Origin of the sequence: uncultured Sutterella sp., assembly GCF_937923675.1 — a bacterium.
Taxonomy (GTDB): domain Bacteria; phylum Pseudomonadota; class Gammaproteobacteria; order Burkholderiales; family Burkholderiaceae_F; genus Sutterella.
The window spans coordinates 1-16,986 of record NZ_CALDXB010000055.1; the positions used below are offsets into that span (position 1 = coordinate 1).

Consider the following 16,986-nt stretch of genomic DNA (forward strand, 5'->3'; position numbering starts at 1 on the left):
GAGGAAACCCGAAGAAAAAGCAAAAAGCGTAAACAAACGCTTCAGAGACTCAATCGTCCCAGTCCGCGCCCATGATGACGGGTTCGGGTTCTAACTCCACGCCGAAGCGCCGTTCGACGCGATCTCTCACCTCGTGCGCGAAGCGAAGGACATCCTCGCCCGTGGCGCCGCCCCGGTTGACGAGAATGAGAGCGTGTTTGGGCCAGACGCCGACCTTCTCTTTGGCATAGCCCTTAAGTCCCGCGGCGTCGATGAGCCAGCCGGCTGCGAGCTTCGCGCGGCCGCCGGCGAGCGGATAGGTCACCAGCGAAGGATGAAGGGTAATAAGCTCCCGTGCCTTCAGTTTCGCAACAACCGGGTTCTTGAAGAAGGACCCGGCGCTCCCAGTCTCCCTGGGATCGGGGAGCTTGGCCGCGCGGATTTCGCGGACCTTTGCCTCAACGGCTGCGGGCGTTGCGGCGTCTGAATCCTTTCCTCCGAACTGAAGCGCGAGCTCCTTATAGGCAATCACCGGCGTCCAGCGGGCCGGAAGGCGGAAAGCCGCCTCGAGAATAATGAAGCGCTTTCCGGCTTCCGTTTTAAAGAAGCTCGAGCGGTAGCCGAAGTCGCAGTCTTCGGTCGTGAAGACCCGTTCTTCTCCCGTCTCCGTATCCAGAGCCCGGCACCAGGCAAGGCGCTCGGCGATTTCGAGCCCGTAGGCGCCGGCATTCTGAACGACCGCGCCCGCAACCGTGCCGGGGATGGCGGCGAGATTTTCGAGGCCGGCGAGGCCCCATTCGATCGACGTGCGGACGAGCTTGTCGAGTGCTTCAGAGGCGCCCGCGACGATCAGCGTGCCGTCCTTTTCAGCTTCCCTGCGAATGCCGTGAAAAACCGGATGAAGAACGAGTCCGGGAACGCGACTCATCAGAATGACGTTCGAGCCGCCCCCGAGAACATGAAGCGGCCAGCCGCGTTCCTTAGCGGCCTCAACCGCTTCCATGAGTTCGGCCGTCGTTCCGGCCTCGGCCCAGGCTTCTGCCGTCGCCCGGACCCCGAAGGTTGTGCGGTCGTCAAGTGAATAATTTTCTCTGATTTTTATCATTTCAAACCTCACAACATGAATCCCTCGGGTTGAGGGGAAGTCTTCAGAGGATTATAGGAAGGCATTCGGGCGCTCAAAAAACATTTCGCCCGGGAGCGCTCCATTGAGAACTTCCGGGCGAAAAGTCTGAAGGAAAGCGAAAAAAGAGGAATCAAGCCTCTGCTTTATTAAGCTCAATCTCCGCGAGGCGTTCGCGTACCTTTGCTTCAATCGCCTGCGGGGTGAGCCCCAGGAGTTCGTAAATTTCCTTCTGCGTTCCCTGTTCGATGAATTCATCCGGGATGCCGAAGCGCATCACCGGAAGCGCGACGCCCGCATCGGCGAGCACCTCCATCACCGCGTCGCCTGCGCCCCCCATCAGCGCGCCTTCCTCAGCCGTCACGATGAGCTCATGCGTGCGGGCGGCCTCAAGAATGGCGTCGCGGTCGATGGGCTTCACAAAGCGCATGTCGATCAGGGTGCCGCCGAGCGCTTCCGCCACGGGCTTCAGAACGCCCGTCATGGAGCCGAAGCCGAGGAAGGCAGCTTTTGACCCCTTCATGAGCGTCTTCGAGACGCCGATGGGAATGGTCTCAAAGTCCGTCCCGGCCTCGACGCCCGGGCCCTTCCCGCGCGGATAGCGCACCGATGCGGGCGTCTCCATGAAATAGGCGGTGTTGAGCATGAGCCTCGTCTCGCGTTCGTCCGAGGGCGTCATCACGGTCATGTTGGGGACGCTTCTGAGCTCCACAATGTCGAAGACGCCCTGGTGCGTTGCGCCGTCAGCGCCAACGATGCCGCCGCGGTCGATTGCGAACATGACGGGAAGGTTCTGGAGCGCAACGTCGTGAATGAGCTGATCAAGCCCGCGCTGAAGGAACGTCGAATAGATGGCGAGCACGGGCTTCATGCCGCCGCAGGCAAGGCCCGCGGCATAGGTGCCCGAATGCTGTTCGGCGATCGCGACGTCGCGGTAGCGGTCCGGATAAAGGCGGTTGAATTCCACGAGCCCCGAGCCCTCGCGCATGGCGGGCGTAATGGCATAGAGGCGCTTGTCGTGCGCCGCCATGTCGCAGATCCAGCGGCTGAAGACCTGCGTGTAGGTGGGCTTCGAAGGGGCATTCGACTTGACGATGCCCTTTGCAGGATCAAAGGGGGAGACGCCGTGATAGAGCGTGGGATCGGCCTCAGCGGGCGCATAGCCCTTGCCCTTCATCGTCGCGACATGAAGAACGATGGGCCTGTCCATTTCGCGGAGGTTTTTAAGCACGCTCACGAGGCTCTCGACATCGTGCCCGTCCACGGGGCCGTAGTAGTTGATGTCGAATGCCGAAAAGAGCGCCGACTGGGGGCTCAAGAACCCGATCGTCTGGCGTTCGGCGAGCTTCGCAACCTCCCAGAGGCGCGGAATCGGCTTCATCATGCGTTTGCTCATTTCGCGCGCGCTGTTGAAGGCCCGCGTCGAGACGATCTTCGCGAGGTGCTTTGAAAGCGCCCCGGCAGGGGGCGAGATCGAGCAGTCGTTGTCGTTCACGATGACGAGAAGCCTCAGGCCCTTCTTCCAGACGCCCGCGTCATTGAGGGCCTCAATCGCCATGCCCCCCGTGAGGGCGCCGTCGCCGATCACGGCAATCGCCCAGCGGTCGTTCTGGCCTTCAAGGTGAGCGGCCACCGCCATGCCGAGCGCGGCGGAAATGGAAGTGGAGCTGTGGGCCGTGCCGAAAGCGTCGAAAGGAGACTCGGAGCGCTTCGGGAAGCCGGAGAGGCCGTTCAGCATCCTCAGCTTCGCCATGCCTTCTCTGCGCCCCGTCAGGATCTTGTGCGCATACGCCTGATGCCCCACGTCCCAGATGATGCGGTCGTACGGGGTGTTGAAGACGTAATGGAGCGCAATCGCGAGCTCCACGGCGCCCAAGGAACTCGAGAGGTGGCCGCCCGTCTTCGCAACCGAGCGCACCATGAAGTGCCTCAGCTCCCGCGCGAGTTCGGGGAGTTCCTCCACAGGAAGCTTTCTGAGCGCATCAACGCCCGTGACTTCGTCAAGAAGCGGATAGTCCATGGGAGCGCTGTAGTCGATCTCTCCCGACGAAGAGGCTTTATGCGAAGTGCCTGAAAACATGCTGGGTGGCCTGAGGGTGCAAATAAGGTATTTTGGCGGTTTTTGAGATTTAATGGGTGCGGTTTACTACGTAGAGCGCGATTTCCCTGAGTCGATCGGCAGCCGCTTCAGGCACCTCCGGATCTGCCTCAACAAGCCGGAGCGCCTGAAGCGCCTCCTTTTCGAGCTCCGCCGCGCGCTCACGGGCGCCCTCAAGACCGAGAAGCGACACCCAGGTGGGCTTGTCGTCCTTTTCGTCCTTGCCGGCCGTTTTGCCGAGCGTTTTCGTATCCTGCGTGCAGTCGAGAATGTCGTCGACCACCTGGAAGGCGACGCCGAGCGACTGCGCGTACTGCACGAGCCCCGCCTTCGCGCCGTCGCCGAGCTTTTCCCATCCCCCCGACTGAGCGCCCATCAGAACGGAGGCGAGAATCATCGCGCCCGTCTTCATCGCCTGCATGCGAAGGAGTTCGGCTTCGCCCGGATGTTCGCCCACCATGGCGAGGTCGAGCGCCTGACCGCCGCACATGCCCCAGACGCCCGCGGCACGCGCGAGCGTCTGCGTGAGGCGCGCGGCGATTTCCGCAGGAACCTGAGGAACGGAAATGACGGTGAAGGCCTCGGCCTGGAGCGCATCGCCCGCAAGCATCGCAAGCGCCTCGCCGTACTGCACGTGGCAGGTCGGGCGGCCGCGGCGCAGGGTGTCGTTGTCCATCGACGGCATGTCGTCGTGCACGAGGCTGTAGCTGTGGATCATCTCGAGCGCAAGCGCCGCGCGATCAAGCACTGCTTCATCCGCACCGGTGATTTCGCCCGCTGCATAGCAGAGAAGCGGCCGGATGCGCTTTCCGCCCCCGAGGACGGCATAGCGCATGGCGCCGATGAGGCGCTTCGGACCTGCGCCCGGGCGCGGCATCATCGATTCCGCCGCCCATTCGAAATGTCTTGCCCGGTCGTGCGACCAGGCCTCAAAGCCGGTTGCCCGTTCCTCTTCCGCTTGAGCCGTCATGTCTCGTCTCCGTTCACTTGAGGTCTTTCTGGTCAGAAGGTCGAGTCGCCCTCTGCGACGCCTGGATTTTCGGCGCGGATACGCTCAATCGCCTCTCTCGCGCGCGCGAGTTCCGAGCGGCAGCGAAGAAGGAGCTTCGCGCCCCTTTCATACCCCTTCACGCTCTCCTCGAGCGTCACGGTGCCTGATGCCATCTGCGAGGTCAGGGCCTCGAGCTCGGCGAGCGCCTCCTCAAAGGAAAGCTCTTCCGGCGGCCTTGCCGGCTTTTGGACTGCTTCGGTCATGTATCCCTCAGCTGATTTGAGAAAGATGGTTTCCGCAGGGAGGAAAGACGCTCTCTCCTATTTCCTGCGGCCTGCCCGTGATTGTAGCGGGCGACGCCTGAAATCTTCCTTTATGGAAGCGCCGGGCGATGAGGCGCCTCATCCGCGGCGGACATCCTCATGCGGCGCATGAAAGCCCTCAATCGGCGCGTGGTCGTGCTCATGCTCGTGCGCGGCGCCTAAAAGAAGGAGCGAGAGGGCGCACCCGGCGAGAACGGCGACGAGCCTCTTCACGCGGGCGCCCTTTCCGTCAGAGCCTTCAAAAACCTCAGGCAGCAGCGCAAAGAGCGTGATGTAGACGAAGGACGCCGCGGACATCGCGAGCGCATAGGGAAGAAGTCCCCTGAAGCTTCCGATCGCTGCGAGCCCGGCAAAGCCTCCGAGAACGGCCGAGAGTGCAATCCCGGAGCAGAAAAGGAGCGCCGCCCGGGAACTTTTTCCTGCATTCTTAAGAATCACCATGAAGCCCGCCTGCTGCGGCAGTTCATGCATGAGAACGGCAAGGGCCGCGAGCCACCCGGCTGATTCGCTCACGAGGAATGTGGTCGCAATCAGAATGCCGTCGACGAAGCCGTGAAGCGACGCCGCCGCAAAAAGCGCGGGGAGGCTCCGCTCTTCTCCCCGGGCTCCATCGTGCGCATGACCGCCACCCAGGAGGCACCCCGCAATGATGAAGAGGAGCACCACCCCGAGCATTGCGATTCCGAGCGCATGCGGGTCGGCGCCGTCGGCCTCAAAGGCTTCCGGGAGCAGGTGCGTGAAGGACATAGTGAGGAGAAAGCCGCTCGCAGCGGCGAGCATCACGTCTCCGAAGCGCGCGAAGGGGCGCGTCACCAGCCAGAAGGCGCACAAAATGGCGGCTCCGCGGGTGAGGAAATTGGCAAGGAACACTTCAAGGCAAAGAAGAAAGCTCATGGTGTCCGACAAAAAAATCGAAAAATAACAATGGAAGCATTCTACGCCCTGTGGAAAAAACGTAAGGGTGAATCCCTATTTATCTCATGCCGGCAATTCTTTAAGGGACTCCTCTTGAAAAGAGCTGATTTATTCCCCGTCTTTTCGTCCCTTCACCTACTCGCTGAAGCGTTTGACTCAGAATCCCCGGCTTGGGGTTTCCGATTTTGTTCGGGCCATTTGCTTTTGAACAAAGAAAAGCAATTTTGAGTCCGGAGCATTCCTGAAAAAGTGCCATTGAAATTCATGGAATTGATTTCGAAATACATTCTGCAAAAGATTTAATACGCAGAAATACTTAAGTCAAGTCGGTGATTTTTCGCGAAAACGCCTTCCTATAATCGATTCAAGCCGGAGTGTTCAGGGCCGGTCGGCTTCTGATCTCAATCAAAACCCAACAGAAGCGTCCCGTCCGGCTCTCGGTTCTCTGACTCAAAAAGAAAATGCGCCGTATTCCGGCGCAGGAGACATTAATCATGGCATCCAAATGCAGGATTTCACTAGCCTGGCAGATGATGATCGGCCTCGCGCTCGGCGTCATAGTCGGCGCAATCGTTGACTCTCAGTTTGCTCAGACCTATCTGCAGCCCCTGGGCACGCTCTTCATCCGCCTGATCCGCATGGTGGTGGTTCCCCTCGTTGTCGCAACGATCATTGCGGGCGCTGCCGGCATTTCCGACACCTCGAAGCTCGGCCGCGTTGCCGGCAAGGTCCTCGTCGTCTACGCGATCACGACCGCCATCGCCGTGGCGATCGGCCTCCTCTTCGCGAACCTCATCCAGCCGGGCCTCGGTCTCGATCTCTCGACCGACGGCCTGGTCGCCAAGGCCGTGAAGGCCCCGAGCCTCTCCGAGACGCTTCTCAACATCGTGCCGATCAACCCGATGGAAGCCATGGCCAAGGGCTCGATGCTCCAGATCATCTTCTTTGCGGTGATCTTCGGCTTCGGCCTCGCGGCGCTCGGCGAGCGCGGCAAGCCCGTGCTTCACTTCTTTGAAATCGTGGGCGACGTGATGATCCGCGTGACGGGCTACGTCATGATGTACGCTCCGATCGGCGTCTTCGGCCTCATCGCCTTCACGGTTGCGAAGCACGGCCTCGCGGTGCTCCTCCCGCTCTTCTCCCTCATCCTCACGTCCTTCATTGCAACGGTCGTCCTCGTCTTCCTGATCCTCATCCCGATGGTGATGTTCCTCGGCAAGACCGGTCCCGCGAAGTTCCTGAAGGGCATCTTCGAGCCCTGGCTCGTCGCCTTCACGACCTGCTCCTCTGCGGCTGCGCTTCCTGCCAACCTCAAGGCTGCCCGCCGCCTGGGCGCCACGAAGTCGATCGCTTCCTTCTCGATCCCGCTCGGCAACACCGTCAACATGAACGGCACGGCCGTCTACATGGGCGTCTGCGCGATCTTCGCGGCTGAAGTCTTCGGCATTCACCTCACGCTCTCCGACCAGCTCACCGTCGTTCTGATGGGCGTTCTCGCCGCCATCGGCACCGCGGGCGTCCCGGGCGCCGGCCTCATCATGACGACCGTCGTCTTCACGCAGGTGGGCATCCCCCTTGAAGCCGTGGCCCTCATCGCCGGCATCGACCGTATCCTCGACATGATCCGTACGTCGATCAATGTGGTGGGCGACGTGGCCTCCGCCATCGTCGTCACGAACCTCGAGGGCGACCTCAACAGCGAACCCTATCAGGAAGGCGAAGCGTAATTCCGCTTACCTTTAACGGATTCACTCCCGAAAGGCTCCGGAAACGGAGCCTTTCTTTTTGAACGGTCAGGCGAAGAAAATCATTTCAGTTTTTTACGGGCTGCGGCCGTCGCCCGCCGTCTCATGTAGCATCAGCCTCAAAATGACCGGTCGCCGTCGATTCCACGCGATCCAGGCAGCCGTTGCCGAAAAATAAATCAGGAGATGACAAATGAGCTTCAAGCCTCTTCTTCCCGCTCTTCTTTGCGCCGCCCTTGCCGCCGGCTGCGCCGCCACCGGCGGAAATGCCGGTCCTCAGGGGAAGGCCCCCGAGCTTGCCGGCAAGTCCTTCATGTGGACGGGCGGCGTGAGCGAGGACTGCGAACTTCCGCCCACGATTTCCTTCAGCGCTGAGGGCCGCCTCTCGGGTCTCGCCGGCTGCAACCGGCTCCTCGGTCAATACAAGCAGAACGGAACGAGCCTCGACCTCGGCGAGGTCGCGACCACGATGAAGCTCTGCGCACCTCAATTCATGAAGGTTGAGGACGAATTCCTCGGGTTCCTGCGCCAGGTCCGCTACGCCACTCAGGCGGGCGAGGGCATTGATCTCTGGGATGCCGACGGCAAAAAGATCGTCACGCTCGTCCCCGAGCGCGCGGGAAAATGCGATTGATCCCGCATCGGTTTTCTGAATTCTGAAAAAGCCCGGCAGTTCCTCTCGAACGCCGGGCTTTTTCGATTCTGCGTTTTTTTGATCGCGAATCAGTGCGATTCGCCCCAGGTGCGGCCGGTTCCGACCTCGGCAATGAGCGGCACCGAGAGCGAGGCCGCTTGAGCCATGAGCTCAGGGAGCTTCTTCTTCACGAGCTCCACTTCGTTTTCAGGCACTTCGAGAACAAGTTCGTCGTGCACCTGAAGGAGCAGCATGGCTTTCAGTCTGTCTTCGAGGATCCACTTTTCCACCGAGATCATGGCGCGCTTGATGATGTCGGCGGCCGTCCCCTGCATCGGCGCATTGATGGCTGCGCGCTCGGCGCCTGCGCGGACCATCGGACGGCTCGAGCGGATGTCGGGAATCCAGAGTCTGCGGCCGAATACGGTTTCAACATATCCGTCCTCGGCCGCCCGCGCGCGCGTTTCATCCATGTAGCGGCGCACGCCGGGGAAGCGCTGGAAGTAGCGCTCGACGTAGGCGGCCGCCACCTTGCGGTCGAGCCCGAGCTGCTGCGCAAGTCCGAAGGCGCTCATGCCGTAGATGAGGCCGAAGTTGATCACCTTCGCCATGCGGCGTTCGTCGGGCGTCACGCGATCGAGGGGCACGCCGAAAACTTCCGAAGCGGTTGAGCGGTGCACATCCTCTCCGCGGGCAAAAGCTGAGAGCAGTCCCTCGTCCTGCGAGAGATGCGCCATGATGCGAAGCTCGACCTGCGAATAGTCGGCGTCGACGATCGTCCAGCCGTCCTGAGCGACAAAGGCGTCGCGGATTCGCCTTCCCTCCGGGGTTCGCGCCGGAATGTTCTGCAGGTTCGGATCCGAACTCGCGAGACGCCCGGTGACGGCGACCGCCTGGCCGAAGGTCGTATGCACGCGCCCGTCGCGGTCGATCATGAGGGGGAGCTTGTCGAGATACGTGCTTTTGAGCTTCGTGAGCCTTCTGTGCTCGAGAATGATTTTGGGAAGCGGATAGTCGAGCGCTAGTTCGGTGAGCACCTCTTCGTCGGTCGATGGCGACCCGGAGGCCGTCTTCTTGATGACGGGGATCTTCTGCTCGACAAAGAGAATTTCAGCGAGCTGCCTGGGGCTCGCGAGATTAAAGGGCCGGCCCGCCGCATTTTCCGCGGCCTGAGCGAGCTTCTCGATTTCCACGCCGAGCTCGGCGGATTCGTTTCTCAGAAGCTTCGCGTCGAGCGTGATCCCGACCGCTTCCATGTGATAGAGAACCGGAAGGAGCGGGCGCTCGATCGAGTCGTAGACGTTTGCAAGCTTCGGGTCCGCATCAAGGCGCGCGCGCAGAACCGAACCCGCGGCACGGATGGCGGCCGCCTCTTCCGAGAGGAGAAGCGCCGAAGCTTCGGGCTCGACCTCGCGCCAGTGGCGGCGCTTCGCGCCTTTTCCGAGAACCTCGTCGCGGGTCGGGAGCTTTCTTCTCAGCACGCGGCGCGCGATTTTGTCGAGGTCATGGGAGAGATGAGCTTCGAGCGTGTAGTCCATGAGGCGCACGTCGTCGACCACGCCCTCGACAAAGATTTCCTGAGCCTCGAGCGCATGCATGGCGGATTTGCCGTCATGAAAGATTTTGGGCGTTTCCCGTTCGAACCAGGGCTTGAGGGCAGCGGCGATTTTGTCGATCGAGAGCCCGACGGAGGATTGAGCCACATAGACTTCCTTGGGGCTCAGCGCAATGCCGAAGCCCCCGAGGTCAGCGTGGCGCGGGGCGCCGTCGTAAAGGAGCGAAACCGCAACGGGTTCGGTGCGGGGCGTTTTCAGCACCCTGACGAGGGCTTCGAGCCCGTCGGGATCCGTCACTTCCGTAAAGGGAATGGCGTCCGGATTCTGATAGTCCTCGGGGAAGGGTTCGCCCTCGACCGGCAGTTCCGGGCGGTCTTCGGCAACGACGCGGAGCTTTGCCGCCGGGACGGCTTTCGGAGCCGCTCCTGAAGATGCAGCGGATGCGCTTCCCGTCTGCGATCCGGCAGAATCCCCCTTGAGCGCTTCGGCGCGGGCAAGCGTTGTTCGCGAAATTTCCCAGCGCTCGGAAAAAGCGTTGAGCGCCCCGGCATCCCCCGGGGCGAAGGAGAGGTCGGCAAGAGACTTCACGCCCGGAATTTCCGCATCGCACTTCACGGTGACGAGCGCCACAGCTTCATCGAGGAACGGAAGCCCTGCACGGAGGTTTTCGCCGATCTTTCCCTTCATAGCCGGCGCCGCAGCCCGGATGGCGTCGATGCCGCCGAATTCGGCCACCCACTTGGCCGCCGTCTTCGGTCCGCACCCCTTGATGCCGGGGACGTTGTCGACCTTGTCGCCCATGAGCGCGAGGTAGTCGATCATGCGCTCGGGCGGCACGCCGTACTTTTCAATGACGCCCGCACGGTCGTAGAACTTCGTGTTCATCGTATTGAGGATCACTACGTCGTCGTCGACGAGCTGCGAGAGGTCCTTGTCGCCCGTTGCAACAACGGACTTCACGCCCTCGCGCTTTGCCATTGCCGAAAGCGACCCGATCACGTCGTCGGCTTCGATCCCGGGAACGATGAGCACCTTCCAGCCGAGCGCGGCCACAACCTTTTCAAGAGGTTCGATCTGCACGCGCAGGTCGTCCGGCATGGGCGGGCGGTTCGCCTTGTACTCGGGATACATCTCGTGACGGAAGGTCTTTCCCGGCGCGTCGAAGACGACTGCGGCCATATCGGGCTTCGCGAGCGACTGAACGCGCGAGAGCATTCCGAGGAAGCCCTTGATCGCGCCGGTGGGTTCGCCCGTCGACGTCGTAAGGGGCGGAAGCGCATGGTAGGCGCGGAAAAGATAGTTTGAACCGTCAATAAGAAGAAGCTTTGGCATCACGTTCACCCGGGAATATCTCGAGGATCCTTTGTTGAGTGAGAAGCATACGCGAGGAAGCGGCGCGGCGCCCGCTTTCCCGTCAACCCATCCCTCGTTTCCCGAAGCGGACCGGCATCCTTCGGGCAATATCCGCACACGAAATGCTTCCCGCTGAATGACGCCATCCACCGGCTCCCCGTGGCACAATTTGATTATGGAAGCCCGAAGGCAGTTTTCCGCCTCAAAGTGCTTCTTATGCGGTCGCCGGAGCAATGAAGCATTGCCTCGCGGCCGGCATTGGTTTTCAAGTATTTATGCAGAAGATTCTTCTTTCCGCCGCTCTCGGTCTCGTCTTCGCGATGAGCACTCAGGCCGCCCCCCTTGATGCGCCTCCGCCCTATGCGGGCGACGTTGCCGCTCAGGGCGCTGCGGCTCCTCAGCCTGCCCGTCGTCTTGAACCCAAGGCGCCCGACGCCGACATGTCGATTGCGCCCACGGAAGAGGACATGGAGCGTGCGCGCGAAGCGCGCGAGCGCGGCGACAGAGCGCCGCGCAACAACGACAAGCGCACCAAGATTGAAGCGGTGCGCGATCCGAACAACCACGTGACCGAGTACGTCGTCACGCCGGGCAGCACCAAGATCCCCTATCGGATCGAAAACCGCGCCGACCGGCCGATCGATACGACGCCCGGCAAGAACCCGAGCGGAACGCTCGGAACGCCGAAGCTCATTGAGTTCGGCTGGTAACGATAAAGCCTCCGAAGAGGCTTCTTTGAGGGAAGACGGGCGCCAGCTCCCTTGCGGAGCGGGCGCCCTCTTCTATAGGAGAGCCGACTGGCTCCTCTTCAAACCGCCGCCAAACTTCCCGCATCTCCTTCGACACCAACGCTTTCCTTCATGTCTCAAGCCCTTCCGCTCTCGCTCGGCCTCTCCTGGTTCAGGGAATCCTGCCGCGCCGTCAGAATGCAGCCGCTCTCCTACCCGGCGATCGTCATCTTTTCGCTTCTCGTGAGCGGAATGCTCACGGGAATCCCCTTCATCGGGACGCTCCTCGCGAGCCTCTGGATGCCCTACGCATCGGTCCTCACGGGCTTTGCCGCAAGAGATACGCTCGCCGGCCGCGTTCCGGTCTACAGCACGCTCATCGCGATCTTCCGCGACAAGACCTCGCGCTATCCGCTCCTCATCCTCGGCCTCATTTCGAGCGTCTGGATGGAAGTCGACATGCTGATCTTCAGCACGCTCGGCGCCGACGCGCTCGACAAATGGAAGATCACCGCCGAAGGGATCGACCTCGCGTCGATTACGTCGAACTTTCCCTACACGGCCTTTGCCGTGATGTTCATCCTCTATCTGCCGCTTCTCATGATGACGCTCTTTTCGCCGCTTCTCATCGTGCAGAACCGCCAGAAGGTGGGAAAGAGCCTCTTTTATTCCTTCTTCGGCGTCCTTCGCGCCATCGGCCCCGTGCTCGTCTGGGTGCTTATTGCCGGTGCCGCGGCCTTCGCGCTCTTCATGGGACTTGAGGTCGTCTTCGGCCTTCTCGGCGTCCCGCAGCTCTTTGCGTTCCTTGCGCCCCTCGTCGCCGCGCTCTTCACCTCCATCGGCCAGGCGGGGATCTGGGTCATGTTCCGCGACATCTTTGCGGGCTCGCTCCCTGACGGCTCGATGCCCGAAGACCTGGAGTCGAAGGACGACGGCTCGATGACGCGTCTTCCATGACGCGAGGCCGCTCTTAAAATAGCGTTTCCTCCATGGGCCCTGAATTTTCGGGCTGACTTACCGCAAGGCCGAGAAGCCTCACGCCTGCGGGAGGAATCTCGATTCCGGCAAGAAGCTCCTCAGCCTTCTGCCTCACAAAAGCCTCATCCTCGAAAGCCCGGAGCGCCGTAACGCTCCGGGTTTTTGTCGTGAAGTCCGCAAAGCGCACCTTGAGGGTGAGGGTCCGCCCTCTGAATTCATGCCGGGCGAGGCGCTTCACGAGGTGAGAGGCGATCTCGGAGAGGCGCGCATTAAGCTCGTCTCCTGCCGGAATATCCTCTGAAAAGGTTTCCTCGCAGCCGACGCTCTTACGCTCCCGCGTCGGCCGCACGGGCCTCAGATCAATTCCCCGGGCGCATTTGTAGAAAAGCGCGCCAGCCGCGCCGAAGCGATCCGTGAGGAACCTGAAGCTCGCGAGCCTCATCTCAAGCCCCGTTGTGATCCCGATCTCATGAAGGCGCTTTGCGGTGGCGGGTCCCACGCCCCAGAAGGATTCGACGGGAAGCCTGTCGATAAAGTCCTGCGCCCGGTCCGGATGAATCGTGAAGAGCCCGTCGGGCTTGCGCCAGTCGGATGCAATTTTCGCGAGGAACTTGTTGTAGGAGACCCCCGCGCTCGCCGTGAGATTGAGTTCGCGCCGGATGTCCGCCTTGATGCGGCGCGCCACTTCAGTGCCGTATTCAATGCCGAGCTTGTTTTCGGTGACGTCGAGAAACGCCTCGTCAATCGAAAGAGGCTCCACGAGATCGGTATAGCGCCGGAAGATTTCGCGGACTTCTTCAGAGACCTCGCGGTAGCGCGCAATGCGGCTTTCAACAAAAATGAGCTTCGGGCAGAGCATCTTCGCCCGGCTCGAGGGCATGGCGCTCCTCACGCCGAACTTTCTTGCCTCGTAGCTCGCCGTTGCGACGACGCCCCTTCGATCCGCGTGCCCTACGGCAATGGGAAGGCCGCGCAGCTCCGGGTGATCGCGCTGCTCGACCGAAGCAAAGAACGCATCCATGTCCACGTGGACGATGCGCCGCGTGAGATCGTTCTGAAAAACCGGATCAGCGAGAGACATAAGGAAGGCGAAGAATCGCCGGAAAGGGAAAAATGTCCAGGAAGAAAAGTCCATTATGCCCGCGGCATGACTAGAGGATTCATCTTAGGGGTAACTCTTCTCTCTCACTCGTCGTGCGCCCTCCGGTAAAGTGAAGCGCATGACTACGATTTCTTCAGGCGCCATGTTCGCCCAGGCTTATTACTACTCGTATCCGTACGCGTTGCTGCGGGTGCGATCGAAGGCCTGACTCTGAAATAAGTCAAAGAATTCCTTCCATACCAAGCCCGCAGCTGATGCGGGCTTTTGTTTTTTTCGGGGTTGGAGCCGCGCTCAACCCCCGGGGAAAGGAAAGAAGGCTCGCAGAGGCATCGGGCAGCAAGTCCCGGACCATTTTCACCAGTACCTACGGAGCCCTCTCAAATGATTCGCCTTTCTTCCCAAACGCTTCGCGCTTCCGCTGCCGCCATCATTGCTGCACTCGCACTCGCCGGCTGCGGCGAGGAGAAGACCGCCGCCTCCCCGGAAAAAACCGCCCTCATTCCCGTGGGCGTCGTTCAGCTCGTTGAACATGAGGCGCTTGACGCCACCGTCAAGGGCTTCATCGACGAGCTCGCCGCCCGCGGCTTTAAGGACGGCGAAAAGATCCGCATCGACCGCCAGAACGCTCAGGGCGATCAGACGACGCTCGCCAATATCGGAAGCCGCTTCGTGTCGGCAAAGTCCGAACTCATCTTTGCCTCCTCCACGCCCGCGCTTCAGGCAATGGCCCGGTCGACGAAGTCGATTCCCATTGTTGCCACCGCAGTGACGAGCTTTGAAGCCGCACGCGTCGTCAAGTCGGACAAGGCGCCCGGCGGCAACGTCACGGGCGTCTCGAACCTCGGGCCCATTGCCGACCAGCTCGCGCTTCTCGTTGAATTGACGGGCGAAAAGACCCGCACCCAGCCCGTCGGCGTCATCTTCAACCCGAGCGAAGTCAATGCCGAATACCAGGTTGAGAAATTCCGCGCGGAAGCGAAGGCCCGCGGCATCACGGTAGTTGAAGCCGCGGCCGGAAGCGTCAACGACGTGCCTCAGGCGATCGCCTCGATGCGAGGAAAGGTCTGCGCGCTCTGGCTTCCGACCGACAACGTGCTCGCTTCCGCTGCCGCCAACGTCGCGAAGCTTGCCATCGACGCGAAGCTCCCCGTGGTTGCTAGCGACTCGGCGCTCGTGCGCGCGGGCTCCCTTGCCTCGATTTCCGTCAACTACTACGAGCTCGGCCGCATGACGGGCGCGATCGGCGCAGACATTCTTGAAGGGAAGAAGAAGCCCGCCGATACGCCGGTTGCCTTCCAGACTGCTCAGAAGCCCCTCATCAACCTGAAGACCGCCGCAGCGATCGGACTTGAGATCCCGGCAAAGGTCCTTGATGGGAGCGAGAAGCTCGAATAACGCCGCCCGGAGAAGCGGACACCAAAGCGCCGCAAGGGATCCGCCGGCTTATGGATTCGGCGGATCCCGGAAGGAGTTTTCATCTCTGAAGAGCTTACCTGCCTCAGGCAGCAAATCAGAAAACAATGTAGCAGTAGATGTAGGTAAGCACGGCTGCAATGCCCATCGGAATGCAGGTACGCTTTGCAACCTGGAAGGGTGAATAGCCCGCCATCCCCGCCACAGCAATGATGGCGCCCGTAATTGGCGAAGCCGCGCGGCCGTAGGAGACAAAAATCTGCATTGGGAAAATAAGGCTGATCACCGGCACGCCGAGGGCCGCCGCGATATCAGGCGTCAGAGGCGCGAAGCTGAAGAAGGCGGCGTTCCCCGAGCCCATGATGAAAGCCATGACGATCATCAGAAGGCCCGCGAAGAAAACCATCGAACCGAGACCGAAGCCGGCGCTGTCAGCGGCGGCAATAAGCGTCGCAAGCGCTCCCGACTTAATGATGCCCGAGGCGAAGAACTCGCCGCAGACGATGAGCGAAACGACGCCGACAAGGATCTTGCCCATGCCGTCGAAAAAGTTCTGAAAGCTTGCGAGCACGGTACGCAGATTGCGATGACGGATGAGCTCGAAGAGGATCGCAGTGCAGGTCGAGATCACCATTGCGGTGAGCACGTCCATGCGGATGCTGCTGCCGGCGACTTTGGAAAAACAGATGATCAGAATGAGCGGTATGACGGGAAGCACTGCATAAATCCTGGGCGCACAGTCAGACTCCTTCCCGGTCGAACGCCTGGCCGCCTGCGCCTGAGCCGCTCCCGTTTTTTCCGTCCATCCTTCATAGCGGTCCCAACAGCGCTGAACGAAAACCACGACGAATGTCATGATGACGACCATGCCGAGCCAGAGCGGCATCTGGTAGTAGACAAAGTATTCGGATACGTCCATGCCGGCAATCTGTGCGGCGAGGATTGAGCTCCCTGCGCCCGGGCCCACGTCCATGAACTGGCAGCAGCCGATCACGCCGAGAGCGGAGAGCGGACTCACGCCCGAGCGGATGAGAATCGGATAGAGCATCACCATGAGAAGGAGCGCCAGCCCGGCGTGCGAAGGGATGAACACGACGAGGCACTGCGAGGAGATGAAGGCTGCCGCAAGAAGAACGTAAGGCGACTTTATCTTTGAGAGCGGACGCTCGAAGACGGAGAAGAGCGCTCCGGAAGCGCCGACGTATTCCATATAGCGCGAAAAGCCGCCGATCGCCATGAGCGTGAGTCCCAAACCCGCAATGCGCGAAGAGAAGCCGTTGCAGAAAGCCTTGAACACATCGAAGGCCGCAAAGTTGGTGCTCTTATCCGCGGAGAGAACCTCTCCGAAGTCGAAGGCGGCCGTAGCGCCGAGGAGCGCAAGACCGCCGATGAAGAGTGCGGCCTGCGGATAGAAGCCTTTGATGAGAAGCGTGACGACAAAAAGAATCACGATGCCCGCGATGATCAGGCTGGTCATGGATGGGTATTCCTTTTTGGTGGGTCTCCGAAGGGAACGGTTCGGACTGCTTCGCTCGGGAAGCGGCAATGCCGTTCTGTTCGTGCGTCATCGCGCACCTGACGTGCGCTGAGACCGGCCGCACATGTTTTAAGCGGGCAAATCTCGTTTCGATGATGCAGGCCCTCCGCAAATCTCTTTTTCTACTTTCTGCGGACAGGCGCGCCATTTAATCTACCGACAACTTTCTGAGCGTTCCGCGCTGATATTGCTGAAGCAATAAAGTCGATAACTCTAGCGATCCTCCTATAATCGAATAGCAATACAGCTATATATTGATTCATTGATCAAAAATATAAAACCTTATTTATTGTTTTTAATGGTAAATTAAGCATGAACGTTGGCATGTCGAAATAAAAACAATATAGCCATCACGCTATTAAATCATCTGCTCACGCCCTATTGAAAATCGCCTCTGAAGCCTTCTGCCGCATCTCCAGAATCATGTGCGCACTCACGCACAGACTCTTTACAAAACCGTTAGCTGGAATCCACCAATTTTACCGGGGTGGTTCCTTTGTTCAGCTCTCTG

13 protein-coding genes are annotated in these 16,986 nt (G+C 60.6%); 5 read left to right on the forward strand and 8 right to left on the reverse strand.

Going from position 1 to position 16,986, the window contains the following annotated elements:
- Window positions 1–49: 49 nt before the first annotated feature.
- The 5 genes from murB to Q0106_RS06635 all read right to left on the reverse strand — a co-directional run bounded on the left by murB (window position 50) and on the right by Q0106_RS06635 (window position 5,408).
- A complete protein-coding gene (murB, locus tag Q0106_RS06615; protein ID WP_297610593.1) occupies window positions 50–1,084 on the reverse strand; it encodes a UDP-N-acetylmuramate dehydrogenase in 1,035 nt (344 codons plus the stop codon).
- A gap of 151 nt (window positions 1,085–1,235) precedes the next feature.
- Window positions 1,236–3,182, reverse strand: a complete 1,947-nt coding sequence (dxs, locus tag Q0106_RS06620; RefSeq protein ID WP_297610596.1) for a 1-deoxy-D-xylulose-5-phosphate synthase — start codon at window positions 3,180–3,182, stop codon at window positions 1,236–1,238.
- A gap of 49 nt (window positions 3,183–3,231) precedes the next feature.
- Window positions 3,232–4,170: a polyprenyl synthetase family protein gene (locus Q0106_RS06625; RefSeq protein ID WP_297610599.1), complete on the reverse strand. Its 939-nt coding sequence runs from the start codon at window positions 4,168–4,170 to the stop codon at window positions 3,232–3,234.
- A gap of 32 nt (window positions 4,171–4,202) precedes the next feature.
- Entirely contained in the window at window positions 4,203–4,454 is a 252-nt protein-coding gene (gene xseB, locus Q0106_RS06630; protein ID WP_297610601.1) for an exodeoxyribonuclease VII small subunit, read from the reverse strand.
- 138 nt (window positions 4,455–4,592) lie between these two features.
- Window positions 4,593–5,408, reverse strand: a complete 816-nt coding sequence (locus Q0106_RS06635; protein ID WP_297610602.1) for a ZIP family metal transporter — start codon at window positions 5,406–5,408, stop codon at window positions 4,593–4,595.
- A 515-nt stretch (window positions 5,409–5,923) separates the two neighbouring features.
- On the opposite strand from Q0106_RS06635, the gene Q0106_RS06640 reads away from it, so the two are divergent.
- Together Q0106_RS06640 and Q0106_RS06645 are read left to right on the forward strand one after the other, a co-directional pair.
- Complete coding sequence (locus tag Q0106_RS06640) at window positions 5,924–7,156, forward strand: dicarboxylate/amino acid:cation symporter (protein ID WP_297610604.1); 1,233 nt, start codon at window positions 5,924–5,926, stop codon at window positions 7,154–7,156.
- 211 nt (window positions 7,157–7,367) lie between these two features.
- Window positions 7,368–7,808 (forward strand): META domain-containing protein, encoded by a 441-nt coding sequence (locus Q0106_RS06645; RefSeq protein WP_297610607.1) that lies wholly within the window; start codon window positions 7,368–7,370, stop codon window positions 7,806–7,808.
- Between the two features lie 89 nt (window positions 7,809–7,897).
- On the opposite strand, the gene polA is transcribed toward Q0106_RS06645, so the two are convergent.
- The gene (gene polA / locus Q0106_RS06650; RefSeq protein WP_297610610.1) at window positions 7,898–10,696 is read right to left on the reverse strand and encodes a DNA polymerase I; all 2,799 of its coding nucleotides are present in this window, start codon (window positions 10,694–10,696) and stop codon (window positions 7,898–7,900) included.
- A gap of 296 nt (window positions 10,697–10,992) precedes the next feature.
- Here polA and Q0106_RS06655 point away from each other — a divergent pair, with 296 nt between their 5' ends.
- Both Q0106_RS06655 and Q0106_RS06660 read left to right on the forward strand, forming a co-directional pair.
- Complete coding sequence (locus Q0106_RS06655; RefSeq protein ID WP_295489850.1) at window positions 10,993–11,427, forward strand: hypothetical protein; 435 nt, start codon at window positions 10,993–10,995, stop codon at window positions 11,425–11,427.
- A gap of 150 nt (window positions 11,428–11,577) precedes the next feature.
- Entirely contained in the window at window positions 11,578–12,402 is an 825-nt protein-coding gene (locus Q0106_RS06660; RefSeq protein ID WP_297610614.1) for a BPSS1780 family membrane protein, read from the forward strand.
- Window positions 12,403–12,415: 13 nt separating this feature from the next.
- Here Q0106_RS06660 and dinB read toward each other — a convergent pair whose 3' ends face one another.
- Window positions 12,416–13,504 (reverse strand): DNA polymerase IV, encoded by a 1,089-nt coding sequence (gene dinB / locus Q0106_RS06665; protein ID WP_297610616.1) that lies wholly within the window; start codon window positions 13,502–13,504, stop codon window positions 12,416–12,418.
- Window positions 13,505–13,906: 402 nt separating this feature from the next.
- Here dinB and Q0106_RS06670 point away from each other — a divergent pair, with 402 nt between their 5' ends.
- A complete protein-coding gene (locus tag Q0106_RS06670) occupies window positions 13,907–14,920 on the forward strand; it encodes an ABC transporter substrate-binding protein (RefSeq protein WP_297610620.1) in 1,014 nt (337 codons plus the stop codon).
- Between the two features lie 115 nt (window positions 14,921–15,035).
- Here Q0106_RS06670 and dcuC read toward each other — a convergent pair whose 3' ends face one another.
- Window positions 15,036–16,415, reverse strand: a complete 1,380-nt coding sequence (gene dcuC / locus Q0106_RS06675) for a C4-dicarboxylate transporter DcuC (protein WP_297610624.1) — start codon at window positions 16,413–16,415, stop codon at window positions 15,036–15,038.
- Between the last annotated feature and the right edge of the window lie 571 nt (window positions 16,416–16,986).